This window comes from Aureibaculum luteum (assembly GCF_003449015.1).
GTDB lineage: Bacteria > Bacteroidota > Bacteroidia > Flavobacteriales > Flavobacteriaceae > Aureibaculum > Aureibaculum luteum.
This window is the reverse complement of the sequence record NZ_QRGD01000001.1, coordinates 828284-854762: the sequence shown is the minus strand read 5'-3', so window position 1 is coordinate 854762 and position 26479 is coordinate 828284. Positions and strand designations below refer to the sequence as shown.

Annotated in this window: 21 protein-coding genes; 12 read left to right on the top strand and 9 right to left on the bottom strand. The window is 32.1% G+C overall.

The features are described from left to right. Window positions 1-9 precede the first annotated feature (9 nt). Entirely contained in the window at window positions 10-1218 is a 1209-nt protein-coding gene (locus tag D3P13_RS03755; RefSeq protein WP_117879941.1) for a bifunctional alpha/beta hydrolase/OsmC family protein, read from the bottom strand. Window positions 1219-1365: 147 nt separating this feature from the next. Here D3P13_RS03755 and D3P13_RS03750 point away from each other — a divergent pair, with 147 nt between their 5' ends. The 6 genes from D3P13_RS03750 (at window position 1366) to D3P13_RS03725 (ending at window position 8053) form a co-directional block, all read left to right on the top strand. Further along, on the top strand, window positions 1366-2025 hold the full coding sequence (locus D3P13_RS03750) for a succinate dehydrogenase cytochrome b subunit (protein ID WP_117879940.1): 660 nt from the start codon (window positions 1366-1368) through the stop codon (window positions 2023-2025). A 14-nt stretch (window positions 2026-2039) separates the two neighbouring features. Then, window positions 2040-4043, top strand: coding sequence for a fumarate reductase/succinate dehydrogenase flavoprotein subunit (locus D3P13_RS03745; RefSeq protein WP_117879939.1), 2004 nt, complete (start codon window positions 2040-2042; stop codon window positions 4041-4043). Window positions 4044-4051: 8 nt separating this feature from the next. Then, window positions 4052-4798, top strand: a complete 747-nt coding sequence (locus tag D3P13_RS03740; RefSeq protein ID WP_117879938.1) for a succinate dehydrogenase/fumarate reductase iron-sulfur subunit — start codon at window positions 4052-4054, stop codon at window positions 4796-4798. Window positions 4799-4956: 158 nt separating this feature from the next. Beyond that, entirely contained in the window at window positions 4957-5721 is a 765-nt protein-coding gene (locus D3P13_RS03735; RefSeq protein WP_117879937.1) for an ABC transporter ATP-binding protein, read from the top strand. Window positions 5722-5725: 4 nt separating this feature from the next. Beyond that, a complete protein-coding gene (locus D3P13_RS03730; RefSeq protein ID WP_117879936.1) occupies window positions 5726-6901 on the top strand; it encodes an ABC transporter permease in 1176 nt (391 codons plus the stop codon). Window positions 6902-7105: 204 nt separating this feature from the next. Next, a complete protein-coding gene (locus D3P13_RS03725) occupies window positions 7106-8053 on the top strand; it encodes a M28 family peptidase (protein WP_117879935.1) in 948 nt (315 codons plus the stop codon). Between the two features lies 1 nt (window position 8054). Here D3P13_RS03725 and D3P13_RS03720 read toward each other — a convergent pair whose 3' ends face one another. Next, entirely contained in the window at window positions 8055-9329 is a 1275-nt protein-coding gene (locus D3P13_RS03720; RefSeq protein WP_117879934.1) for a leucine-rich repeat domain-containing protein, read from the bottom strand. A gap of 20 nt (window positions 9330-9349) precedes the next feature. Then, window positions 9350-11440, bottom strand: a complete 2091-nt coding sequence (locus D3P13_RS03715; RefSeq protein ID WP_117880254.1) for a S46 family peptidase — start codon at window positions 11438-11440, stop codon at window positions 9350-9352. A gap of 85 nt (window positions 11441-11525) precedes the next feature. Between D3P13_RS03715 and D3P13_RS03710 the strand changes: the two genes are divergently transcribed. From D3P13_RS03710 to D3P13_RS03700, 3 genes are all read left to right on the top strand, one after another. After that, a complete protein-coding gene (locus tag D3P13_RS03710; RefSeq protein WP_117879933.1) occupies window positions 11526-12668 on the top strand; it encodes a methionine aminotransferase in 1143 nt (380 codons plus the stop codon). A gap of 61 nt (window positions 12669-12729) precedes the next feature. After that, window positions 12730-13224: a hypothetical protein gene (locus D3P13_RS03705; protein ID WP_117879932.1), complete on the top strand. Its 495-nt coding sequence runs from the start codon at window positions 12730-12732 to the stop codon at window positions 13222-13224. 69 nt (window positions 13225-13293) lie between these two features. Then, complete coding sequence (locus tag D3P13_RS03700; protein ID WP_117879931.1) at window positions 13294-14073, top strand: amidohydrolase; 780 nt, start codon at window positions 13294-13296, stop codon at window positions 14071-14073. Window positions 14074-14099: 26 nt separating this feature from the next. Here D3P13_RS03700 and D3P13_RS03695 read toward each other — a convergent pair whose 3' ends face one another. After that, window positions 14100-14534 (bottom strand): hypothetical protein, encoded by a 435-nt coding sequence (locus D3P13_RS03695; RefSeq protein WP_117879930.1) that lies wholly within the window; start codon window positions 14532-14534, stop codon window positions 14100-14102. Between the two features lie 106 nt (window positions 14535-14640). Then, the gene (locus tag D3P13_RS03690; protein ID WP_117879929.1) at window positions 14641-17424 is read right to left on the bottom strand and encodes a TonB-dependent receptor; all 2784 of its coding nucleotides are present in this window, start codon (window positions 17422-17424) and stop codon (window positions 14641-14643) included. 497 nt (window positions 17425-17921) lie between these two features. Between D3P13_RS03690 and D3P13_RS03685 the strand changes: the two genes are divergently transcribed. Further along, the gene (locus tag D3P13_RS03685; RefSeq protein WP_117879928.1) at window positions 17922-20069 is read left to right on the top strand and encodes a TonB-dependent receptor; all 2148 of its coding nucleotides are present in this window, start codon (window positions 17922-17924) and stop codon (window positions 20067-20069) included. Window positions 20070-20120: 51 nt separating this feature from the next. Here the strand turns inward: D3P13_RS03685 and rlmN are convergent, their stop codons facing one another. The 3 genes from rlmN to queA all read right to left on the bottom strand — a co-directional run bounded on the left by rlmN (window position 20121) and on the right by queA (window position 23983). Continuing rightward, window positions 20121-21158, bottom strand: a complete 1038-nt coding sequence (gene rlmN / locus D3P13_RS03680; protein ID WP_198679949.1) for a 23S rRNA (adenine(2503)-C(2))-methyltransferase RlmN — start codon at window positions 21156-21158, stop codon at window positions 20121-20123. Next, entirely contained in the window at window positions 21158-22849 is a 1692-nt protein-coding gene (locus tag D3P13_RS03675; RefSeq protein ID WP_157972823.1) for a T9SS type A sorting domain-containing protein, read from the bottom strand. The genes rlmN and D3P13_RS03675 overlap by 1 nt, the downstream gene beginning before the upstream one ends. Before the next feature lie 84 nt (window positions 22850-22933). Then, on the bottom strand, window positions 22934-23983 hold the full coding sequence (gene queA, locus D3P13_RS03670; protein ID WP_117879925.1) for a tRNA preQ1(34) S-adenosylmethionine ribosyltransferase-isomerase QueA: 1050 nt from the start codon (window positions 23981-23983) through the stop codon (window positions 22934-22936). Between the two features lie 210 nt (window positions 23984-24193). Here queA and ubiE point away from each other — a divergent pair, with 210 nt between their 5' ends. Next, window positions 24194-24922: a bifunctional demethylmenaquinone methyltransferase/2-methoxy-6-polyprenyl-1,4-benzoquinol methylase UbiE gene (gene ubiE / locus D3P13_RS03665; protein WP_117879924.1), complete on the top strand. Its 729-nt coding sequence runs from the start codon at window positions 24194-24196 to the stop codon at window positions 24920-24922. An 84-nt stretch (window positions 24923-25006) separates the two neighbouring features. After that, complete coding sequence (porT, locus tag D3P13_RS03660; RefSeq protein ID WP_117879923.1) at window positions 25007-25705, top strand: type IX secretion/gliding motility protein PorT/SprT; 699 nt, start codon at window positions 25007-25009, stop codon at window positions 25703-25705. Between the two features lie 5 nt (window positions 25706-25710). Here porT and D3P13_RS03655 read toward each other — a convergent pair whose 3' ends face one another. Continuing rightward, window positions 25711-26433: a TrmH family RNA methyltransferase gene (locus tag D3P13_RS03655; protein ID WP_117879922.1), complete on the bottom strand. Its 723-nt coding sequence runs from the start codon at window positions 26431-26433 to the stop codon at window positions 25711-25713. Between the last annotated feature and the right edge of the window lie 46 nt (window positions 26434-26479).

Genomic DNA, 26479 nt, shown 5'->3' with positions numbered 1-26479 from the left:
GAATTGGGTTTAACGTAAAATGGTTTCAATTTCAATTTTATTTTCTAAGGTACGATGTACAGGACATCTATTGGCAATTTGAATTAATCGCTTGCGTTCATCGAAAGTAAGATCGCCGATTAATTCTATAGTTCGTACAAATTTATCAATTTTTGCTGGTTCTTCGTCACAAGAAATACAATCTTCTGCGTGCTGTTTAAAATGTTCTAAATGGACTAAAACTTCATCTAATTCCATTTTTTTTCTATCGGCATACATTCTTAAGGTGATTGCGGTGCAAGAACCTAAACTTGCTAGTAATAATTCATAAGGCGTTAAGCCTGAGTCTTTACCTCCAAATTTCTTAGGTTCATCAGCTAATATAGAATGATTTCTTGCTACAATTTCTGTACTATATTTGGTTTTACCTATTCTAACAACTGTTTGTTTGTCTGTACTTAGTTCGGGCTCTTTAGTCGTCAATACATAACGCTTGGCCCAACTTGATAATACCTCAGCGACATAAAAGGAATCTGCCTTATTCGTTAATAAATGATTGGCACCATCTAGAGAAATAAAGCTTTTGGGATGATGTGCGGCTTTGTATATTTCTTTAGCATTGGAAATTTCAACAATTTTATCTTGTGGTGAATGTAACACCAATATGGGTTTTCTGGAGTTGTTTAACAACTTGGTCATATTTTTAGAATTCAAGTCTTCTAAAAAGTGCTTTTTTATTGTAAAAGGTCTTCCTGAAATTTCAAAAGTTGCTTCACCATCCAAATGAATGTTTTCTAGATGATCTTCAAATAAATGTTCTACATGCGATGGGTTTGAAGGAGCTCCAATAGTGACTATAGCTTGAATTGATTCTATTTTATCGGCAGCAAAAATCGCTGCTGCTCCTCCTAAAGAATGGCCCACAATTATCTTCGGTGAATCATAATTTTCTTTTAAATAAGTAGCTGCTGAAATAAGATCATCAATGTTGGTTGAAAAATTAGAATCTTCAAATTTACCCTCGCTTTTACCCAATCCCGAAAAGTCAAATCGCATTACTGCAATTCTATTATGTGTCAAAGCTCTAGAAATATTTCGTACCGCTGTAAAATTCTGACTCCCTGTGAAAAAGTGAGCGAATAGAGCATAACTTAAAGGTTTCTTATCAATAGGGAAATCGATATTTCCATCGAGTATTAAGCCTTGTTTGTTTGTGAATTGTATGTTTTTGGTATACATATATTTAAAGTTGTTTTGAAGTATTGATTTTAAACTTATAAATGTAATGTTTTTATAATCATTCTAAATAAGAAAAAAAGACAGTAACTAATGTTACAGACAAAATGTAAATATTATCTTTGTTACTTATTAAAAAACCAAACCAATATGAGTGGATTTTTATCTTCTTCAATAGCACGAAAGTTTGCAATGGCATTATCTGCACTCTTTCTAATTATTTTCCTAATTATTCATTTAACTGTAAATTTAACCTCCGTTTTTAGTGAGGATGTATTTAATCAGTTGTCCCATTTTATGGGTACAAATCCGTTAATACAATTTGGATTGCAACCCGTTTTAATTATCGGGGTGATTTTTCATTTTGTAATGGGCTTTGTTTTAGAGATTAGAAATAAAGGTGCAAGAGACGTTAAGTATGTCAATTTTAAAGGTGCTGCAAACTCTACTTGGATGAGTAGAAATATGATCTATAGTGGACTTGCAATCTTAGCATTTTTAGTAATACATTTTATCGATTTTTGGCTGCCAGAAATGAATTATAAATACATTGAGGGTTTGCCAGCAGACGCAACAAGGTATTACGAAGAATTACAACATAAGTTTGTGCCAATTTGGCGTGTTGCTGCCTATTCTGTGGCATTTGTGCTACTAGCCTTGCATTTGTTACACGGATTTCAATCGGCCTTTCAATCAATGGGTTTTAATAATAAATACTCCAGTTTTGTAAAAGCGTTGGGTAAATGGTATTCTATTATTATACCCGCCGGATTTATTTTTGTAACCTTATATCATCACTTTAACCATTAATCTTATACTATATTATGACGACTTTCAATTCAAAAGTACCAAAAGGTCCAATAAAAGATAAATGGACAGAGTATAAAAACCATATTGATTTAGTAAATCCTGCAAACAAAAGAAATATAGATATTATTGTAGTAGGTACAGGTCTTGCTGGTGGCTCTGCCGCTGCATCTTTGGCTGAATTAGGTTATAATGTAAAAGCATTTTGCTATCAAGATTCACCTCGTAGAGCTCACTCAATTGCAGCTCAAGGTGGTATCAATGCATCAAAAAATTATATGGGCGATGGTGATTCTGATTATCGTCTTTTTTATGACACCGTAAAAGGTGGAGATTACCGTTCTCGTGAAGCTAACGTTTATCGTTTGGCTGAGGTTTCTGGAAATATTATTGATCAATGTGTAGCACAAGGGGTTCCTTTTGCTCGTGATTATGGTGGGTTGTTAGACAACCGTTCATTTGGTGGTGTATTAGTTTCAAGAACTTTTTATGCGAAAGGACAAACAGGACAACAACTTTTGTTAGGTTGTTATTCTGCAATGAATCGTCAAATTGCTCGTGGTAAGATTGAAATGTTCAATCGTCACGAAATGTTAGACGTTGTAAAAGTAGATGGTAAAGCAAGAGGTATTATTGCTCGCGATTTAATTACTGGTGAAATAGAGCGTCATTCTGCTCATGCTGTTGTTATTGCAACAGGTGGTTACGGAAACGTTTATTTCTTATCTACCAATGCAATGGGTTCTAATGCTACTGCAGCTTGGAAAATACATAAAAAAGGGGCCTATTTTGCAAATCCTTGTTTTACACAAATTCACCCAACATGTATTCCACGTTCTGGAGATTATCAATCTAAATTAACGTTGATGTCAGAATCATTACGTAATGATGGTAGAATTTGGGTTCCTGCAAGATTAGAAGATGCAAAAGCAATTCAACAAGGTAAATTAAAACCTACTGAGATTGCAGAAGAAAATAGAGATTATTATTTAGAAAGAAGATATCCGGCGTTTGGTAACTTAGTACCGCGTGATGTGGCTTCTAGAGCTGCTAAAGAGCGTTGCGATGCTGGTTATGGTGTAAATGCAACAGGTGAAGCTGTGTATTTAGATTTTGCCGCTGCTTTTCAACGTTATGGAAAAGAACAAGCTAAAATTCATGGAATTAAAAATCCTTCGAAAGAAGAAATTATAAAATTAGGACAGGGCATTATTGAAGAAAAGTACGGAAATTTATTCCAGATGTATGAAAAAATCATCGCTGAAAATCCGTATGAAACACCAATGATGATTTATCCAGCAACACACTATACAATGGGTGGTGTATGGGTTGATTATAATTTAATGACTACTGTACCAGGATTGTACTGTATTGGTGAGGCAAATTTCTCTGACCATGGTGCAAATAGATTGGGAGCCTCTGCTTTAATGCAAGGGTTGGCTGATGGATATTTTGTATTGCCATATACAATTGGAGATTACTTATCTGATGATATTCGTACTGGAGAAATTTCTACAGAATCTCCAGAATTTGAAGCTGCTGAAAAAGAAGTAAAAGATAAAATAGAATTCTTTATTAATAATGAAGGAACACATTCCGTTGATTATTACCACAAAAAATTAGGATTGGTAATGTGGAACAAAGTGGGAATGGCACGTAATGAAAAACATTTAAAAGAAGCCATCAAAGAAATTCAAGATATTAGAGAAGATTTCTGGAAAAATGTAAAAGTTACAGGTAAGAATGAAGAATTTAATCAAGAATTAGAAAAAGCAGGAAGAGTAGCTGATTTCTTAGAATTAGGAGAGTTATTTGCTAAGGATGCTTTGAATAGAAATGAATCCTGTGGTGGACATTTCCGTGAAGAATATGTTACTGAAGATGGTGAAGCTTTACGTGATGATAAAAACTATGCTTATGTAGCTGCTTGGGAATATACAGGTAAGCCAAGTGAAGCAATTTTACATAAAGAAGAATTAGAGTTTAAAGATATTGAACTGAAGACGAGGTCATACAAATAAGATACATTATGAATTTAACGTTAAAAATCTGGAGACAAAAAGACTCAAAAACCAAGGGTCAAATGGTCGAATATAAAGTAACTGACATCTCAGAACATATGTCGTTTTTAGAAATGATGGATGTGTTAAATGAGCAACTGGTTGCTAAAAACGAGGAGCCAGTAGCTTTTGACCACGATTGTAGAGAGGGTATTTGCGGTATGTGTTCTTTACACATAAATGGAGAGGCTCATGGGCCAGATAGAGGAATTACTACTTGTCAGTTGCATATGCGTATGTTTCATGATGGTGAAACAATAACAATTGAGCCATGGAGGGCAAAAGCTTTTCCTGTTATAAAAGATTTAGTAGTAGATAGAACAGCTTTTGAACGTATTCAGCAAGCTGGTGGTTATATTTCAGTTAATACTTCTGGAAACACTCAAGATGCAAATGGAATACCGATTTCTAAACATGACGCTGATAAAGCAATGGATGCTGCAGCTTGTATTGGTTGCGGAGCATGTGTAGCTAGTTGTAAAAATTCTAGTGCGATGTTATTTGTTGGTGCAAAAGTATCTCAGTTTGCATTATTACCACAAGGTAAAGTAGAAGCTACAGAGCGTGTACTAAACATGGTAAAACAAATGGATGAAGAAGGCTTCGGAAATTGTACAAACACAGGAGCATGCGAAGTTGAATGCCCCAAAGGAATTTCATTAGAAAATATTGCAAGAATGAATAGAGAATATTTATCTGCTAGTATGAAAGGTTAATATTTTAAATTTAAAAATAAATGAATAAATCCCAAATTCCAATCAAGGTTTTTGGGATTTTCTTTTTACCGAAATAAGGTAAATTACAAATCTTACTATTTTGTAACAAATACTAAATTTTTACTACTAACTAAGTAACTAAATTAACAAATAACCTCATGATTAACGTCGAGAATATTACAAAGCAATATGCTTTAAGTAAAAAGCAACGCAAAGAATTACAAACCAATAGCACTTCAGTTGCTGCCGTCAATAATGTGAGTTTTATTTGTAAACCAGGCCGTGTATTTTCATTGCTAGGTCCAAATGGTGCTGGTAAAACAAGTTTGTTAAGAATGGTTTCTACTATTTTAAAACCATCGTCTGGTGATATTAAGGTAGATGGCGTCAGTGTTATTGACAATCCACAAGAAGTTAGAAGAAAAATAGGTTTTTTAACAGGTTCTACAAACCTTTATGATCGATTGACACCAGGTGAAATTGTAAAATATTTTGCAGATTTACACGGTATGGAACGTTCTTTATTTAATGAACGTAAAGAAAATCTATTTGAACAATTAAACATTAATGAATTTTCTAAAAAACGTATTGGTCAACTCTCCACGGGTATGAAACAAAAAGTTTCTATAGCAAGAAGTATGATTCATGACCCTAGTGTAGTTATTTTTGATGAACCTACCTCTGGATTAGATGTAATTACTGCCAATAGTATTATTGAACTCATCAGACAATGTAAAAAAGATGGAAAAACGGTTATTTTCTCTTCTCATATCATGAGTGAAGTAGATCTCCTATGTGATGACCTTGCCATTATTGCTAAAGGAAATCTAATTTATAATGATACAATGGATGCTTATAGAAAACAATCTGAAGGTAAATCATTAACTGAAGCTTTTATAAACATTGTAAACCAAAACAACTAAACCTATGAAAACTATATTTACGGTTATAAAAAAAGAGCTTACAGATACATTAAGAGATAGAAAAACATTAATTTCTGCCATTCTATTGCCCGCATTAGCAATGCCCTTGATTATATTAGGAGTTACAAAATTGCAAAAAAATTTAATGGATAAAGAGCAAAGCAAACAACTCAAAGTAGCTTTGATAGGTGCACCAGAGAATATAGTTTCACAATTTAATGATAGTACATTTTTAGTGGTAGATAATGTTGTTTTGGCTGGAGTTAACGATTCAATTGAAAATGGAAGTATTGATGCCTTATTAGAATTTGATACTGATTTTAACGAGAAAATTTCAACATTAAGCTCAGGTGGTTTAAAACTATATTATAAGTCAACCAATTTATTGGTGGAAAAAAGAATTAGGGAAAAACTTGATAATTATAAGGCTGTCGTTATGAATGATAGAATTAAACAATTAAACATTTCATCTGAAACATTAGAACCACTCTCTGTTGTAAAAATTGATATTGCTTCATCAAAAGAGCAAATTGGAAAAATGATAGGAGGTTTTATCCCCTATATTTTTATTATCCTTTGTTTTACAGGTTGTATGTATCCTGCCTTAGATTTAATTACGGGTGAAAAAGAACGTGGTACGTTGGAAACCTTATTAACGGTACCTGCTTCACGGTTTAAAATACTTATAGGGAAAACCATTACCATTGCTTTGGTCGGCATTGCTGCCGCTATTATGGCTATTGCTGGTATGTTTTTAAGTTTAAAATTTATTGATGATATACCGCAAGATTTTTTAAATGTGATTAATGACCTTTTAGGTCTTAAATTTATTTTGATGCTATTTGCAATGTTGATTCCTTTAAGTATCTTTTTTGCAGGCTTATTGTCTGCTATTGTGGTTAGAGCAAGTAGTTTTAAAGAAGCACAAAGTTACGTTACACCTTTGACCTTTGTCATTATTATACCCGCTATGATTGCTTTAATGCCTGGAGTAGAACTCACTTGGCAAACCGCATGGATACCTATTTTAAACATTGCTTTAGCCACTAAGGAAATTATAGCAGGCACTATTCAATTATCTCAGTATTTGGTAGTAGTTGGTTCACTAATACTCTTGGCAGTAATGGCAGTATTCTTTAGCCTTAAACAATTTTCTAAAGAAACTATGGTTCTGAAGTAAATAATTTTAATCTATTTAGGTAGAATAAATAAAAAAATTGCACTTGCAAAGTTGAATGTCTTAAAGAATTATCTTTAGAAAATAGTGCCAGCATCAATTGAGTTTATATTTTTAAGTTTAAAACAGAGAGCCATCGCAATCATATTGTAGTATAGAGATAAATATTCCTTATTTTTGAGCTAAGAACTTAAAAAATTCAATCTTATGAACTTACGAAGCTTTTTTTATGTATTAGTGTTTTCATTCATATGGTTAGGTTGCAAATCACAATCTAATACATCTGATAGTGCTGTAGATAATTCAGTATCATCAATTGGATTTTCTAAAGATTCCTTGTTGCATCATATTGAAGTATTGTCCTCGGATGCTTATGAAGGTCGCAAAACTGGTTCAGAAGGCTCTTTAAAGGCAAGAAATTATATTACTTCCAAATTTAAGCAACTAGGTGTATTGCCTTTGTCAAAAACCTACAATCAATCATTTTCTTTTATGGGTAGAAGAGATAGCATAAGGAATAATGGTGTAAATGTCTTAGGTTTAATTAAGGGTGTTAAAAATCCTGATAAATACATTGTTATTTCTGCACATTACGATCATTTAGGAATTAGAGATGGTGTTGTTTTTAATGGAGCTGATGATGATGCTTCGGGAACCAGTGCGTTATTTAGTTTTGCGGAATGTTTTAAGAAAAACCCACCCAATCATTCTATTATTTTAGCCGCTTTTGACGCTGAAGAAATGGGACTTCAAGGATCAAAATACTATGTTGATCATCCGATAATTGGAAAAGAAAATATATTGGTAAACCTTAATATGGATATGATCAGTAGAAGTACTAAAAATGAACTTTATGTAGTTGGAACACGGTTTTATGAAAATCTAAAACCGGCAATTACAGAAGCTCAACTTCCAGAAGGTTTTAAATTATTAATTGGTCATGATGGTTCTGACACTGCTCAAAATTGGACAAATTCATCTGACCATGGATCGTTTCATAAAAAAGAAATTCCGTTTTTATATTTTGGAGTAGAAGACCATAAAGATTATCACAAAGAAACAGATGAATTTGTAAATATTCATCCTGAATTTTATTCAAAGGCTGTCCAAGTAATAATTTCTGTTTTTGAAGATTTGGATGAAAGGTTAGAGTAAATCAATACTTTATTACTTTCTTGGAAGTAATAGCTCCTGTTATCGTTTTAATCATAAGAAAGTATAGCCCACTCGTAATATTAGTTACGTTTATCTTGTTATCTCCAATGGCTAAAACACCTTTTAAAATAATTTGTCCATTGGAGTTAACTAATGTGTAATTTGCGTAATCAGAAATAGAGACATTAAGTTCACTTTGAACAGGGTTTGGATATATTCTAAATTTATCGAGGTCAAAATCAGTTGTACTCAGCGGATTACAATTTAAACTAAACGTAACTTGAGTATCAACATTTAACCAATTTAAAGTAGAATAGCTTGAGTCATCTACAGTTATACATTCTAAATCAGAATTATTCTGAGCAAAGAAGCGGTTTATGTTTGCATTCGCTCCACTTTTAATATTTAAACTTGATAACTGATTATTTGAACAATTAAACATTCTTAACACTGTATTTTGGCTGAGATCTAAACTTTTAATTTCATTGTTGTAACAGTATAATTGCACCAAATTAGTGTTTTGACTTACATCTAAATTTGTAAGTTGATTTCCAAAACAATCTAAAAGTATAAGCTCCTTATTTTGGCTAACATCTAATTCAGTGAGTTGATTGCTGTAACAGTATAGGTTTTTCAAAGCAACATTCTTACTTACATCTAAGCTGGTAAGGTTATTAAAAGCACAGAAAAGAAAAGTTAATGCTGTATTTTGAGTTATATCTAAACCCTGCAATTGATTTCTGTAACACTGTAAATTGGTCAAAAGCACATTTTGACTTATGTTTAAATTCAAAAGCTGGTTCTGGTAGCAATAAAATGTTACTAACGCTGTGTTTTGTCTTAGATCTAAATGAGATATATTATTCTTAGAACAATCCAACCAATTTAGAAGTACATTTTTATTTATGTTTATGTCTACTAATTGATTACTAGAACAAATTAACTTTGTCAATTTGGTATTTTCACTGAGATCTAAATTTGTTAAATTGTTAGATGCACATGAAAGATTAATAAGGGCTACAAAATCTTGAATACCTGTAAGATCAGAAATATTTTTATTTGAAACATTTAATGAGGTAATAGTTTTTATATTGTCTGTGGGTACAGACCCATCTATAATACCTGTATCAAAACCTAAGTCTATTAAAGCTTGTTCAAAATTGCGATCTGGTATCGTTGTGTTTTGAGCAAAAGAATTGCTTATAACCAAAAACAATATGAGTACAAGTACCTTAGTTGCTTTTGTTAGCGGTTTCTTTTGGGGTTTGATAAACATTAAAATTGTAACAGGGTTATTTATTTTTGTTTAGGGTGTACTAACTTCATTTCATTAATTAAATGTTTTGCTCCAGCATATTTATCCACTATAAAAAGGACGTAACGGAGGTCTACCATAATGTTTCTACAAATTTCAGGGTCATAATAATAATCACTCATAGTGCCTTCCCAAACACGATCAAAATTTAAGCCTACTAAGTTTCCTTCAGCATCAATCGCTGGGCTACCGGAATTACCACCCGTAGTGTGGTTCGTACCTAAAAAGCAAATGGGAACTTTACCATTATCATCGGCATACTGACCATAATCTTTATTTTTATATAATTCTTGCAATTTTTGAGGAACATCAAACTCATAATCACCAGGAACATACTTTTCAATAACACCATCTAGATAAGTAACAGGTTCGTAATAAACAGCATCTCTAGGTTCATATCCTTTTACTTGTCCATAAGTAACTCGCAATGTACTATTTGCATCTGGAAAATACCTTTCATTTGGTAAAACTTCCATTTGGGCTTGCATATATTCTTTCTGATAAGCGTTTATTTCAGTATTAATACGTTGATACTCTGGTTCAATTTTCGAGTAAAATTCAACAATAAAAGGCTTTGCATATTGATAAGCTGCATCAGTATTCAGTTTTTTTACCACTTCATCAGCACTTCCTTCTAAAGCTTCTAGTGCTTTATCTAAATTGGTAAAATTGGTATTATCATAAATGGAAGCATCAACGTCATCAGTATATAAAGGCATAATGGCTTCAAAAACGCCCTTATCAACATCAACATTATAATTTTTGTGAATACTTTTTACTCTAGATATCATTGAAGTTCTAACCTTTTCAAAACCTTTTTTGTTCTGATTTGCAGCGGCTTCAAGCTGTGTTAACCTAAACATCATTTGCATCAATTCATTGTTGCGAATAAATGCTTCTGAAAAATTTGAACGTTTAATTGCATACGGTTCAATTTCGGCATATAATTTTTCAAATTTTGACAATAAATTTCCATACTTACTTTCAAGTTTTTTTGCTTTTACTGCTTTGGTAAATTCAAATTCAAAATTTTGTCTTTTTGCAACTGCATTACTTTTTTTAAGACCTAGATTTTCACCTATCCATTTTTTCCATGAATTGGCAATTCTTGCTTGTTTAGAAGCGTATTGAATCCTGATTTTATCGTCACTTTTCATTGCTGCATCAATAACCTTTAAGGCAGCCTCGCGTATGGCAATATTACTAGGATTTATTTTTTCTACAGTTTGTGCAATGGCAACCGCCGGTAAGTATTCATCTGTACTTCCAGGGAAACCAAAAACCATTGTAAAATCACCTTCGGCAACACCATCAAGTGAAATAGGCAAAAAGTGCTTTGATTTATAAGGAACATTATCTTTAGAATAGGAAGCTGGACGATTATTTTTATCTGCATAAATTCTAAATATAGAGAAATCTCCGGTATGTCTTGGCCAAACCCAATTGTCAGTATCTGAACCAAATTTACCAATACTTGTTGGTGGTGCACCAACTAATCTTATATCCTCAAAACGTTCCGTTACAAAAAGAAAATACTGATTTCCTTGAAAAAACGATTTTACTTTTGTGTCTTGCCAAGCTTCCTTTTTTGCCTTTTTTTGGACGGCGTTACTGTTTTTATCTGTTAAGGATTGCTTTTCTTTTTCAGACATAACATCCGTTACACCATTTAATATGGCATTGGTTACATCTTCAATACGAACAATAAACTCAACATAAAGGCCTTTATTAGGTAATTCTTCTGACATGTTCATAGCCCAAAAACCATCCTTTAAATAATCATTTTCTAAGGAAGAATGTGACTGTATTTGACTAAATCCACAATGGTGATTGGTTAATAATAATCCTTGTGGTGAAATAACTTCACTCGTACAGCCACCATTAAAATGACCAATGGCGTCTTTTAAACTTGAATTATTAACATCATAAATATCCTTTGCTGATAGTTTACTACCAAGTGCTTGCATTTCCTGTTCATTCATACCTTCAAGTAAAGAAGGAATCCACATACCACCTTGTTGAGCAGAAAGTTGTACTGATATTAAAAATACTAGTATTTTAAAAAATTTCATTGCCATTGTTTTAAATTCAATCAAAGATAAAAAAAAGTCAGTTCATTAATTAATGAATTTACTATATTATGCCTTAAAATGTAATATGCAAATTAACTCTAAGCTGCCAAGTGTAAAAACGACCATATTTACGATAATGAATACCTTGGCAAAAGAACATAATGCTATAAATCTTTCACAGGGTTTTCCTGATTTTGATACAGATTCAAAACTAATAGATTTAGTTACCAAAGCAATGCACTCGGGTTACAATCAATATGCACCAATGGCTGGTGTTTTAACACTTAGAGAGCAAATTGCTAACAAAATTGATGGGTTATACGGAGTAAAATACCATCCAGACACTGAAATTACGGTAACTGTAGGTGCTACACAAGCTATTTTTACAATTATAGCATCCTTTATTCGTAAAGATGACGAAGTTATCATCTTTAAACCAGCCTATGATTGTTACGAACCGGCAATTGAGTTACATAATGGTAAACCCATTTATGTGCAATTAAAAGCTCCAACTTATAAAATTAATTGGCAAGAGGTAAAGGAAAAAATTACTTCGAAGACCAAAATGATAATTATTAACACTCCGCATAATCCAAGTGGATTTCTATGGAGTAATATGGATATGTTGGCACTTGAAAAGTTAGTAAAAGACACCAATATTATTGTTTTAAGTGATGAGGTTTACGAGCATATTATTTTTGACAATTTGAAACATCATAGTGCTTGTAAATATTCGTATTTAAAAGAACGAACTTTTGTAGTAGGATCGTTTGGTAAAACATTTCATAATACGGGTTGGAAAATGGGTTATTGTGCGGCTCCTGCTAATTTGATGAACGAGTTTAGAAAAGTACATCAGTTCAATGTTTTTTGTGCGAATCATCCCATGCAAATAGCTTTTGCAGAATATTTGAAGGTGGAAAGTCATTTTAAAAATCTAAGTCAGTTTTATCAAGACAAACGCGATCTGTTTTTAAATAAGATCAAAGATTCTAGGTTTAAATTTACCCCCTCTAAAGGTACCTATTTCCAACTGTTAGATTATAGTGCTATAAGTGATGAAGGCGATGTCGATTTTGTAAAAAGATTGGCTATAGAATATAAAATAGCTGCAATACCTGTTTCTGTTTTTAATTCAGATAATATGGATCAAAAAATGATTCGATTTTGCTTTGCAAAAAAGAATGAAACATTAAAAAAAGCGACATATATTTTAACTAAAATATAAATATAGCACTTCACTATTTTGAGTAACTTTGTGTAAACAAAAAATTTAAAAACATACAATTATGAAACATATTAAACTTCTGATTACATTTTCATTATTATTAATGATTACCCTAGTATCTGCTCAAAAAGTTGAATATCAAGGAAAAGAATATAAAATTAAGAAAGATTTAATCTTTTTAGACGGTGTTGATGTAACACCTAATTTAACGGTATCTGAACAAACAGCCATTAAAGATGCATTAAAGCATAAGGTTGAATTGGAAAAAGCTGAAAAAGAGAAGGAAAAAGCGGAGAAAAAGCAAAAAGAAGCAGAAAAAGACAAGAAAAAGGCTGAAAAGAAGAAAAAGAAAGCTGAAAAAGCAGTTCAAAAAAGAGAAAAAGCACAGAGTAATTTAGAAAAAAGTCAAAAAAAGCTGAAAAAAGATACTGCCAAATATGAGAAGCTAAAAACGGAGGGTAAATTATCACCACAAGATGAAGAGAAATGGCTTAAAAAATTAGATAAACAAAAAGAGAATCTTGAAAAAGCGGAGAAGAAATTAAGAAAGATGTAAATCTCTTAAATTATAAATAAATTACTGCGTAATTTTCATGTGAATTTTACGCAGTGTATTTTTTAACTTATGACTAACGAGCTTAAGATTACCATTGTTCAAACAGATTTGGCTTGGGAAAACCGAGAGCAAAACAGGCTAGATTTAACGAGACAAATTCGAAATATTTCTGAAGAGGTAGATTTAATTATTCTGCCAGAAATGTTTACTTCAGGCTTTACAATGCAGCCAAAAAAGGTATCGGAAACCATGACTGGTAAAACGATAGAATGGCTAACAGAGTTAGCTAAAAAAAAGAATGCCGCAATTTCAGGGAGTATTGTTATTGAAGAAAACCAAAAATATTATAATCGGTTGTTATTTGTTTATCCTAATGGAGAACTAAAAACATATGACAAAAGGCATACGTTTACGTTGGCAGGTGAGAACAAACTATACACTGCAGGTTCTGAAAAATTAATAGTAGACTATAAAGGATGGAAGATTTGTCCGATGGTGTGTTACGATCTTCGCTTTCCTGTTTGGTCTAGAAATACAGAAAATTATGACTTGTTGTTTTATGTTGCCAATTGGCCAAAACCTAGAATTGAAGCATGGCATACTTTGCTGAAAGCACGAGCTATAGAAAACATGAGTTATTGTGTTGGTGTTAATAGAATTGGAACTGATAATAACAACTATGAGTACACAGGTAACTCCATTGCTTTTGACGCATTAGGAGTGCAAATTTCTAAAATACAACCCTATGAAAACACCATAGAAGTAATTACACTTTCAAAAAAAGAACTCGTTAGAACTAGAGATAAATTCAAGTTTTTAGAAGATAGGGATGCGTTTAGAATTGATTAAAAAATAAATAATTTTTCTCTCAAACCTTATATCTGCGAGAACCACTGACCCCAAGGAATTCTACTCAATATAAATAGTAATCCCAATCCGTAAAAAATAGCGATTGTTTTAAACTTACCTTTATCAGAAGCTTGTTTTTTATGTTTAGACCAGCCTATTGTGATAAAGACAATACCTATTATCATCATTAAAGGATGCTCTACACTTAATAAACGTAATCCAGGGTTGCCCATTGCTTCACTCATGCCAACTTCTTTTATAGCTTTGTAAGATGGAGACATAAAATACCATCCTAAGCCAATTAGTAATTGAATATGTGTAACTATTAAAGTAAACAAAGAAATACGTAAATCTTTGTCTTTAAACTCCTTGTTTTGGGTGAAACCTATGATAGCATTTATGGTTGCTATTATTAATAAGGCTAGTACTAAATAAGCCCAATAGGAATGTGTCATTTTCATCATGTCGTTTGGTATTTGATTTTAAACAAAAGTAATAAATATTAAGCATAAAAAACCCTGCAAAATGCAGGGTTTTTCAATTTTATGATTTTTGAAGAAGGTCGAATTAGAAATTGAACCTTACAGAAGCATTCCAAGTTCTTCCCCATCCAAAATAAACTCTGTTTCCAGTACTAATACCTTTCCAAGTAGGATCTCCAGAACGTACTTGATAATTGGTGTCAGACTCAGAAATATAAACTCTATCTCCTAAGTTGTTTACATTTACTCTGAAATTCAATGAATTTTTATCATTATTGAATTTCCAGTTGTAAGACATACCAGCATCAACTAAAGAATAGCTTGGTAATTTCAAAGCACTGTTTCCTTCACTAGCAAAATCGGTAGCACTAAAATCTGCATATAATTTATCGTTATATGATTGAGATATATCAAATTTTAAACCCTCTATGATTTCATATCTTAAGCCTAATCTAGCAGTAAATTGAGCAGCATCTCCAACTTTAACACCATCTAAATACAAATCAACGTCACCTAAGTAATTTTGATCCTCATCATAAGCTTTACCTGAAGCTGTACCATTATACTGCCAGTCACCTATTGAAGTCATTACTTGAATATCTAATTTACCAAATCTAGCTTTAGCTTCTAATTCAATACCCATGTGTACTTGTTCAACACCATTGATATTTGCATTACCTCTTACATCATCTCTATCATCATTTGGGGTATTGTTTACATCAAAATTTTCAGAAGTTGATTCAAATCTATCAGCCCATGATGTTCTGTATAAATTTAGATTTAAAGAATAATTTTCTGAACGGAAACCGTATCCAACTTCAAGACCAATAACTTGTTCATTTTCGTAATCTTCGTTTACATCATTATTATAATCAGGAAAAATAGCATCAAAGTTCGGTTGTTTCGAATAATAGCCCGCATTAGCAAAGATATTATGTTGCTCATTAATATTCCAGTTGATACCACCTTTTATATTTCCACCTAAGATTGTTTCCCAGTCAGATTCTTGTGCAGGATCGTCATCTGTATATGTAAAATAATCAATTCTTTTAAATGATTGACTTGAAACAGCAGCCTGAACAAATGCAGAAATAGTACCATTGGTATATTCTAATTGACTAAATACACCTCCCCAATTTACTTTACCATCATTATAGTAATCTATTTGTTGTTCATCTTCTGGATTTGCGAAAACATTCCATAAATTGGCAATTGTTGGAGCATATGTTTCAGTAATTGCTACACCATTAGGGAAATTTGCGTTATCATAATCTACATAACCAGCTGACCCTAAATTATCTACTAATCTTCTGTAATGAATTCCTTTATATGTTCTAAGATCAACACCAAAATCCAATGTTAAATTTTCATTTAATTTAGTATTGTAATTAGATATAACTCCGAACCAGTTATGAGAGTTCATTGATGATCTTTGAGAGATACCATTATCACTTCCATATTTTCCTTCACCTCCTACACTAGAAGGGTGTCCGTTATCTCCAGTGTTTGTAAATGCACCATCAATAGGAGTACGACTAATTGGGTCTCCATAAGCTGCATTTGCAAAATCAGGTACATCTTGACCAGAGTTCCAAGCAATAATATCATCAAATCTAATTTGACCATTTGCATCATCTATTCTGTCTGCGTAAGAGGCATTTCCGTTTATTCTACCTATAGCCCCAATAGAACCACCACGTGCTAAACTAGCATATAATACAGTAGAAATTTTAGAAGCTTCTGATAATTTTAAATCCCAGTTTAAAGAAACTACAGGTTTATGATAGAAATTACCTGCGAAAGTTTCAGTTTCTCCGTTTCTGTAACCCCATCCACTATTGTATTTTATATTTGGCTCACCATATTTTCCGTATTTTTGATAAACACTTAATGGTTCTGCATAACTTCTTTGAAAGTGCTGTTGAGGAGCTCCAGTAATAGTTAACTGAAAGTCATTATTCTCATTAGGTTTGTAACCTAATGCTAAATAGTAATTGTATCCTTCATATTCAGTTCCATCAACATAACCATCACCTGTTTTTCTTCCTACTAAAGCCGAAACAGACAATCCACTATCTAATCTTCCAGTGTTGTAAGATACCATGGTGTTTATTGAGTTGTCATGACCAAATGATCCCGTTACAGAACCTCCTGCTGATTTGTCTGAAGCTCTTGTTAAAATGTTTATTGTACCACCAACTGACGAAATAGCCAATTTTGATGAACCTAAACCTCGTTGAACTTGCATTGCAGAAGTAACGTCTGATAAACCAGCCCAGTTAGACCAATATACCCAACCATTTTCCATATCGTTAACTGGCATACCATTAACCATAACTGCTGTATTTCGTTGATCAAAACCACGAATGTTGATTCTTGAATCTCCATAACCTCCACCTTGTTTTGTAGCATAAACTGAAGGTGTTGAACTTAATATTTCTGGAAATTCTTTGGTTCCTAAAGATTCTTGAATCTCCAATGCTCTGATTGTAGAAACCGCAACAGGCGTTTGTCTTTCTTTAGCAATATCAGCAACCCCTACAAGTATTACTTCTTCTAATGCATTGTCTGAAGCTAATGTAATTGTTCCTAAATCTTTAGTTTCACCTGATGCAACAATAAATTTTACTGTTTTATTTGAGAAACCAACAAAAGAAAGTACAATTGATCCTGAACCTCCTTTAACATTTAACGAAAATTTTCCGTCAAAATCTGTTGTAGTACCATTAGTAGTTCCTTTTTCCAAAATATTGGCTCCAGGTAAAGGCCCTGATTCATCTTGAACAGTACCTGTAATGGTTTGTGCATAAATTGCTGATGACATTACAAAAAACAATAACATCAAACATAATTGAGTAATTTTTTTCATGTGCGTAAATTGAATTAGTTTTAAATTTTACCGTGCAAAAATAATGTTTTTAAAACAATTGCAACTTTAAGAAAACATTAACTTTTCAACTGTTTATAAAGTGTTGTTAATAAATGTTTGGTGTATGGATGCTCTTTTTATCGATAGTTATATTTTTTAAGATAATCATTATCTATTTATTATATTTTCAATATAAATATTATTGAACTTACATTTCTTCATTTTAAGCAATTTATATTAATTATTTTAAAAAATAAATATAAATGATTGTTAGTAATTGATAATTCTACTTTACATTTGCATCGTCTCAATAAAGGGGTGCCTAATATCGGCTGAGATTATACCCATTGAACCTAGAACAGATAATGCTGTTTAGGGAAGTTGACAATTAAAAGTCATTTGTACTTTTTATTGTTCATATGAAGTTATGGCTTCAGTAAGTTCAATTTTTTAAACAAAGAATAATTACCTCTTTTTATTCGATAATTTTATATCGGATGAAATTTCATTATTTTAAATTACCATTATCTATAGCGGGACTCCTGCTATCCACACAATTATTTTCACAAGAAAAACAAAAAGATTCTGTCAGAGTAGAAAAACTAGACGAAGTTATTGTTAAAGCTGTGCGTGTAAACGCCACTTCGCCTATTACCCATTCCAACATTGATAAAGTAGAGTTAAGTAAACGGAATTTAGGGCAAGACATTCCCATTTTAATGAACTATTTGCCTTCAGTGGTTACTACATCAGATGCTGGAGCTGGAGTTGGATATACTGGTATACGCGTAAGGGGTAGTGATGGTACTAGAGTAAATGTAACCATTAACGGTATTCCTTATAATGACGCTGAATCTCAGGGAACTTTTTGGGTAAATATGCCAGATATTGCTTCTTCTGTAGAAAATTTGCAATTACAACGTGGTGTAGGTACCTCAGTAAATGGGTCTGGTGCATTTGGTGCTAGTTTAAATTTGTTGACTGACGCTGTTGCAGATAATGCTTATGGGCAAATATCATCTTCTCTTGGAAGTTTTAATACCTATAAGAATAGTGTGAAGTTTAGCACTGGGTTGTTAAATAACCATATTGAAATAGCTGGTAGACTCTCAAAAATTACTTCTGATGGATATGTAGATAGAGCCTCGTCTAATTTGAAATCTTATTTTTTACAGGCAGCCTACAAAGATGATAATACACTAATAAAAGCCTTAGCTTTTGGGGGTAATGAAGTGACTTACCAATCTTGGTATGGTGTAGATTCGGAAACATTAAAAACCGATAGAACTTTTAATTATTATACATATGATAATGAAGTAGATAATTTTAAACAAGACCATTATCAATTGCATTGGAATCAAAGGTATTCTAATCGATGGTCAACAAATTTAGGATTGAATTATACCAAAGGAAGAGGTTATTTTGAGCAGTTTAAGGATGGCGAAGATTTTGAAGATTATAATTTCACACCAATTGAATTAGGAGGTGAAACTATCAATTCAACAGATTTAATACGAAGAAGGTGGTTAACACCAGATTTTTATGTTGCTAATTTAAATGTTGATTATAAAGATGACTCGTTAAATTTAATTTTTGGAGGTTCTTATAGTAGTTATGATTCTGATCACTATGGTGAAGTTATCTGGGCTCAAAATTCTGGAGGAACTTCCCTTGGAGATCATTATTATGATGGAAATGGTAAAAAGGAAGATGTGTCTTTTTTCTCTAAAGCAACTTTTAAAATTAGTGAAAAGCTACAAGCTTATGGAGACCTTCAACTAAGATTAGTAGATTATAAAACAACAGGAGTTACATCCGATCAAGTTCCTTTACTTGTTGATGAAAATTTTTCATTTTTTAATCCTAAAATGGGTTTAACATACTTGATAAATGATAACAGTAGTATTTATGGATCTTTCGCAGTAGCCAATAGAGAACCGAATAGAGATGATTTTAAAGCGGAGACTAAACCGGAATCAGAAAGATTAAGTGACTTTGAATTAGGTTGGAGATATGCTTCAGAAAAGGCAAACATAAATATCAATGCTTACTATATGGATTATAAAAATCAATTAGTTCTTACAGGAGATATCGATGATGTTGGAGATTATAAAAGAGCTAACGTACCAAATAGTTTTAGAGCAGGACTAGAGATTGATGCTAATATTAAAGTAACCAATAAATTTTCTGTGATACCAACTGTTGCTTTTAGTACGAATAAAATTAAAGATTTTATGCTAGAAAGAGATGGTATTGTAAATAATATAGGCTCAACGAATATTTCATTTTCGCCAAATACAGTGGTTAGTAATATGCTTAATTATGAACCCATAGAAAATTTAAATTTTATCTTTTTAACGAAGTATGTCGGGGAGCAGTATCTAAGTAATACGGATACGGAAGCTTCAAAATTAGACAGTTATTTTGTAAACGATTTTAATATTACTTATGAAATCAAACCAAAAAAGATTTTTAAATCTATAGTTTTATCTGGATTGGTTAATAATGTTTTTAATGAAAAGTACGAATCTAATGGATATACCTATTTAGATTTCTGGAGCACACCAGGGTCTTCAAAAGAAATTCAAGGTTATTATCCCCAAGCAACTACCAATTTTTTGGTTGGAGTATCGTTGTTATTTTAGGATAATAAATAAGTATATAAAAGCCTTAAATTTAAAAATTTAAGGCTTTTTTTAGCTTTTATTGGCGAGTTGCCCACAGGCAGCATCAATATCTTTACCACGACTTCGACGTACGTTAACCACAATTCGGTTAGCTTCTAAAGTTCTAACATACATGTCGGTAGCAGCAACAGAGGCTTGTTGAAACTCACCATCGTCAATGGCGTTATATTCTATTAAATTTACTTTAGAAGGTACTTTCTTACAGTAATCTACTAAGGCGTTGACATCGTTTTGGGTGTCATTTATTCCTTTCCAAATTACATATTCAAAGGTAATTTTCTGATTGGTTTTAGCATACCAGTATTGAAGTGATTCTAATAATTCGGCTAAGTTACTTTTTTCGTTAATGGGCATCATTTTAGAGCGAATCTCATCTATAGCAGAATGTAAGGAAACTGCCAAATTAAATTTCACTTCATCATCTGCCAATTTTTTTATCATTTTTGGTATTCCAACAGTGGATAGGGTAATGCGTTTTGGTGACATGCCTAAGCCTTCATCAGATGTTATTTTTTCTATTGAAGCTAATACATTTTTATAGTTTAAAAGGGGTTCACCCATACCCATAAATACAATGTTTGATAATTTATGTTTGTGGTATAATCTACTTTGTTTATCAATAGCAACCACTTGATCGTAAATTTCATCAGGATTTAGATTCCGCATACGTTTTAAGCGAGCTGTAGCACAAAAATTACAATCTAAACTGCAACCTACTTGACTAGAAACACAAGCTGTGGTTCTGGTGTCGGTAGGAATTAAAACAGATTCTACAATCATATTATCATGCAACTTTATAGCGTTTTTTATTGTGCCATCGTTAGATCGTTGCATCTGATCAACTTCAATATGATTGATAACAAAATTATCCTGTAACATTGTTCTTGTTTCTTTTGATAAATTCGTCATGTCATCAAAAGAGTGCGATGCTTTATGCCATAACCATTCGTATACCTGATTACCACGAAAAGCTTTGTCGTTATTTTCGGCAAAGAAGTCTCTAAGTTGTTCTTTGGTTAAGGCTCTTATGTCTTGTTTTTTCTTCATTATTTACTTAAAACAACCTTTTTAACTAAGGTATTATTGGTTTCTGTTTCTGTTATTCTGATAAAATAGATATTATTAGAAAAGTTATTCAAGTTTATAGTATTATTTGTAATAGGTGTATTCATAACCAAAGTTTGACCTAATAAATTATAAACTTCATAAGTTAGGTTACCTGTTAATTCGTGAATCTTTACTTTGAAAATTCCGCTTGACGGATTTGGGTATAATGTAATATTATTACTAAAATCATCATCTATTACTGCTAATGTATTTGAAAAACTGTTTAGGGTAGTTGCATTATTTGATTGAGGGTCTAGCCAATCTTTTAATCGTGTTGCTGCCGTAGAACCGCCATTCCATGAAATAGCTAAGCGTCCATATAAATCAAAATCATCGTTATCGGAAGTACCCGTGCAAACTGCATTACCGCCATATAATTGTCCGATAATATGTCCGTTTTGATTAAATAGTGGAGAACCCGACGAGCCACCTTCGGTTACCCCTAGCTCCCAGCCATCGCCAGAACCAATCCCATCATTTAAGCCACCAATTAACCATAGATCTTTACCATCAGAAGTTGCTTTTACAGCACCGGTATCATCTCTAGATATTTTCATAATATCACCTTCAGGATGATGAATGCCAACTTCAAAAGTAGGATTAATGTCGGTTCTATCCCATCCTGCAAAAGTAACATCCCAATCTGTTGGAATAGGATTATTTAATTCTAATAAAAGCATGTCAGAATCAGCATATTGTGCACGTAATGTTGAGCCCATCATAGTGAACTCATCTGTAGTTTCTGTGCTATTGGTAATAGCTGCACAAACAGGATTAGGGCTTATCCAATTAAAACGCATTGAAAATAGTGCAGGATTTGCTGCGGTCTCATCAGTCTCTCTTTCTAAACAATGTTCCGCCGACAAAAAGTAAGGTTTTTTATCTAAAGCCGCATTGTTTATTAAACTACCTGAGCAAATATAGCCATCGCCCATATTTAAAAACGCAACTGATTTTTTTAATTCGTCTTTATAAGCTTCAAAATCTGATCCAATAGTACAATTAACGTCAAGATTACAGTCTCCAGAACTGTTAATTTTTAAGATTGATTTATTTTCATAACCAGTTTGAACCTCGTCAGCCAACCTATAACCATGTATTACTGAGCCAATATTTAATTTGCCTTGCCCTTTTACTTCTTCAGGTTCGTAATATTCTACGAATATATGATCTCCTTTTACAAACCAAGTACCCAGTTCATTTTTATTATTATTTGCACTAGAAGTTATGGCACCAATTAGGTCTGACCTCTCTTTGTTATATAAATAAATAGTACTGCCTTCTGGTAAATAAAAACTATTAAAATTAACACTTAAATGCAATGCTTCAGGTGAAGCAAATGAAATTTGCCAAATACGGTCTCCGTTCGGTAAATCTGTCCAAATACCCCCACTTTTTAATCCATAATTAACTTCATTAGAAACGCCGATTCTGTATGGTTTTGTTTTTATTTTATCGCTCTTAAGGTCTTCAGTTCTAAGTTGATTTAGATCTAATTTTGGTAGCATTATCGATTTAGAAGCTGTTTTTGTATTCGTCAAACTCCAGCTAACAGGTTCGCCTTCATTGGTAACCTGTGCTGATACAAGTGCTGATATACATAATAATAGTGAAAGTAGAACTTTTTGCATATATAACAATTTCCGTAAAGGTATAAAAAAAAGCCTCATATTATTCTAATATAAGGCTTTGCTGTTTAATGTGTAATAATCTAATTATATTATTAACATGGCATCACCATAAGAATAAAAATTATATTTTTCTTTAATAGCTAATGCGTAGGCTTCTTTTAGAAAATCATGTCCAGCAAAAGCTGCTGCCATCATCATTAAAGTAGACTTTGGGGTATGAAAATTAGTAACCATTGCATCTGCAATACTAAACTCGTAAGGAGGGAAAATAAACTTATTAGTCCATCCGTTATATGATTTTAAATGATGGTCAGCAGAAACAGAACTTTCTAAAGTTCTCATAACTGTTGTGCCAATAGCTACCACTCTTTTTTTAGTGTCAATGGCATTATTAATCATTTTCGCTGTATTTTCAGGAATATCAATTTCCTCAGAATCCATTTTATGTTTTGATAAATCTTCTACTTCAACGGGGTTAAAAGTACCTAAACCAACATGTAATGTAACTTCAGCTAAGTCTATACCTTTAATTTCAAGTCTTTTTAAAAGATGTCTAGAAAAGTGAAGACCTGCAGTTGGTGCAGCAACAGCCCCTTCATGTTTCGCATATATTGTTTGATATCTCTCATCATCCAAAGGCTCAACATCTCTTTCAATATATTTTGGTAATGGAGTTTCTCCTAATTCTTGTAGTTTTTTTCTAAACGCTTCATAAGATCCATCAAATAAGAAACGTAATGTTCTTCCTCTAGAAGTAGTATTGTCAATAACCTCAGCCACTAAATCGTCATTGTCTCCAAAAAACAATTTGTTTCCTATTCTTATTTTTCTTGCAGGATCAACTAAAACATCCCACAATCTACTTTCTGCATTTAATTCTCGTAATAAAAATACTTCAATTCTAGCTCCAGTTTTTTCTTTGTTACCATACAATCTTGCCGGAAAAACCTTTGTGTTATTGAAAACCATAACATCACCTTCATCAAAATAATTTATAAGGTCTTTAAATGATTTATGCTCAATTGTTTGTGTTTTTCTATCTAAGACCATTAGTCTTGCTTCATCTCTTTGCTCTGAAGGATAGCTAGCTAATAACTCTTCTGGAAGTTCAAATTTAAAATGTGATAATTTCATATGTTATACGAGGGTTTTTAATGTGTTAAAAAAAACGAATGCAAATATACAATATCCGCATACCCTTTGTCAAGTGTTTAGCTAATTATATTATTTAAAGCGAGTTATTAAGTGTTTTTATAAAATTAATTAGTTCGTTAGTTTGCCTTGAATCATTATCTTTGCACCTTCATACTCCAAAGTTTAACAAAGGAGGGCAAAAATTACAATATGACTAATAGAGTTACGCCATATAAAGATTCTGAATTAAGTAAAAAAGAACAAGTTGCAGAAATGTTTGACAATGTTTCTGGTAATTACGACTTCATAAACAGAATTATGACATTTGGTATTGATATAAAATGGCGTAAAAGAGTAGTGCAAATTGTAGGTGAGAAAAATCCAAAAACCATACTTGATATTGCTACCGGAACTGGTGATTTTGCTATAATGTTGTCAAAATTAAAGCCAGAGAAGATTATCGGTTTAGATATTTCAAAAGGTATGTTAGATGTTGGTATCAAAAAAGTTAAAGAGAAAAACCTTGACGGATTAATTGAAATGATTATCGGTGATTCTGAAAATTTACCTTTTGATGATAATAGTTTTGATGCTATTACAGTTGGTTTTGGCGTTCGAAATTTTGAAAATTTAGATAAAGGTTTGCAAGAAATTCATCGCGTTTTAAAACCTGACGGAATTTTTGTGGTATTAGAAACTTCACAACCTGAAAAATTTCCTGTAAAACAGCTATTTAATTTTTATTCGAAATATATTATCCCAACCATAGGTAAATTAGGGTCTAAGGATAAAAGAGCATATACATATTTGCCAGAATCTGCTGCAGTTTTTCCTTATGGCAAAAAGTTCAACAATATTTTAGAGAAAAATGGGTTTAATAATGCAACTAACAAACCCCTAACTTTTGGATCTGCCTCCATTTATACCGCAACGAAATAAATTGGAAGCAGCGTTTTGTTGTAATATATTGTAAATGTGAAGTTTGTGTGATAACACATTCTTCAAAATGAAAATATTAAAAGAATGAATAGATCATTTTTATGTATAGTTAGTGTACTAATTTTTATTGGCAATTCATTTGCTCAAAAAGATAAAGTAATAAACCTTCCTAATAAGGATAAGAAAAAAATCCATTACGGATATTATTTAGGAATCAATAAAAAAGGCTTTAAGGTTAGTTATGAGCTAGCAAACTCGTTTGTAGATGTTGAAGAAAAGTATGGTTTTAATATTGGTCTGGTTTTAGGTTATAATATTAGTGATAACCTAAATATAAGACTTGAGCCTGGTTTGTCTAGTAACTCTAAAGTGTTGACGTTTTCTAACCCAACCATTCCAGATACAGAAAAAGATAGGGTGAGAGAAGTGCCAGCTACTTATTTTAGAATTCCTTTATTACTTCAATTTAGAACAGATCGTTTAGATAATATGCGTGCTTTTGTAATTGGGGGCGTGTCTTATGATTATAATTTTTCTAGTAATCAGAAAAATTCAGATGATAATTTTGAAGGTGAGTTTAGAATGAAATCCAATAACTTTATGTACGAGGTTGGTTTAGGAGTAGATTTCTATTTACCACACTTTAAGTTTTCACCATCTATTAGGGGCATTTTTGCAATGAATAATGAATTAGTTCGAGATAACAATCCAAGTAGCCCATGGACTTTACCCATAGACTATTATGGAACAAGAGGGGTTTTCTTAAACCTAACTTTTGAATAGTTACTTTATCTTCTAAACTCATTCAATAAAATAGCAGTTGCGGTTGCTACATTTAAACTTTCAGGAGTATTGTTTTTACTAAACTTTGGAATTGTTATTTTTTGACTCAATAAATGTTCAATTTCCGTTGAAATTCCTTGCGATTCATTACCCATTACTAAAATTCCATTTTTTTCTAAATCAGTATTGTATACATTTTTGCCATCCATTACGGCACCATAAATGGGGCTACTGGCATTTTTTAAATATGTGTTTAAATCAGTGTAAATAATTGACAGTCTGGTTAATGATCCCATGGTCGCCTGTACCACTTTGCTATTGTAACAATCAACCGTGTCTGAAGAACATATTAGTTGAGATACACCAAACCAGTCGCACAAGCGGATAATGGTTCCTAAATTTCCCGGATCGTTAATAGCATCTAAAGCAACAGTTAATCCTTCTGTCTTTATGGCATTAGCTACAGGAATTTTAAATATAGCAATAACCTTATTTGGTGTAGATAATTTACTTAATTTCAATAATTCTTTGTCTGTAATTATTTCTGGCTCATATTTTGATATGGAATGGGAATAATCCTCAGTACAAAATAACTTATGGAGTTGAAGATTAGAGTTTAAAAATTCGTTTACAACCTTTACGCCCTCAGCAACAAACAATTGATGTTGAATTCGGTACTTTTTTTGTTGTAAACTCGTTATTAATTTATGTTCATTTTTGCTTAACATCTAAATAGTAGTATTTTTGGTGTTTTAATAAATATTCCCTTTAAAT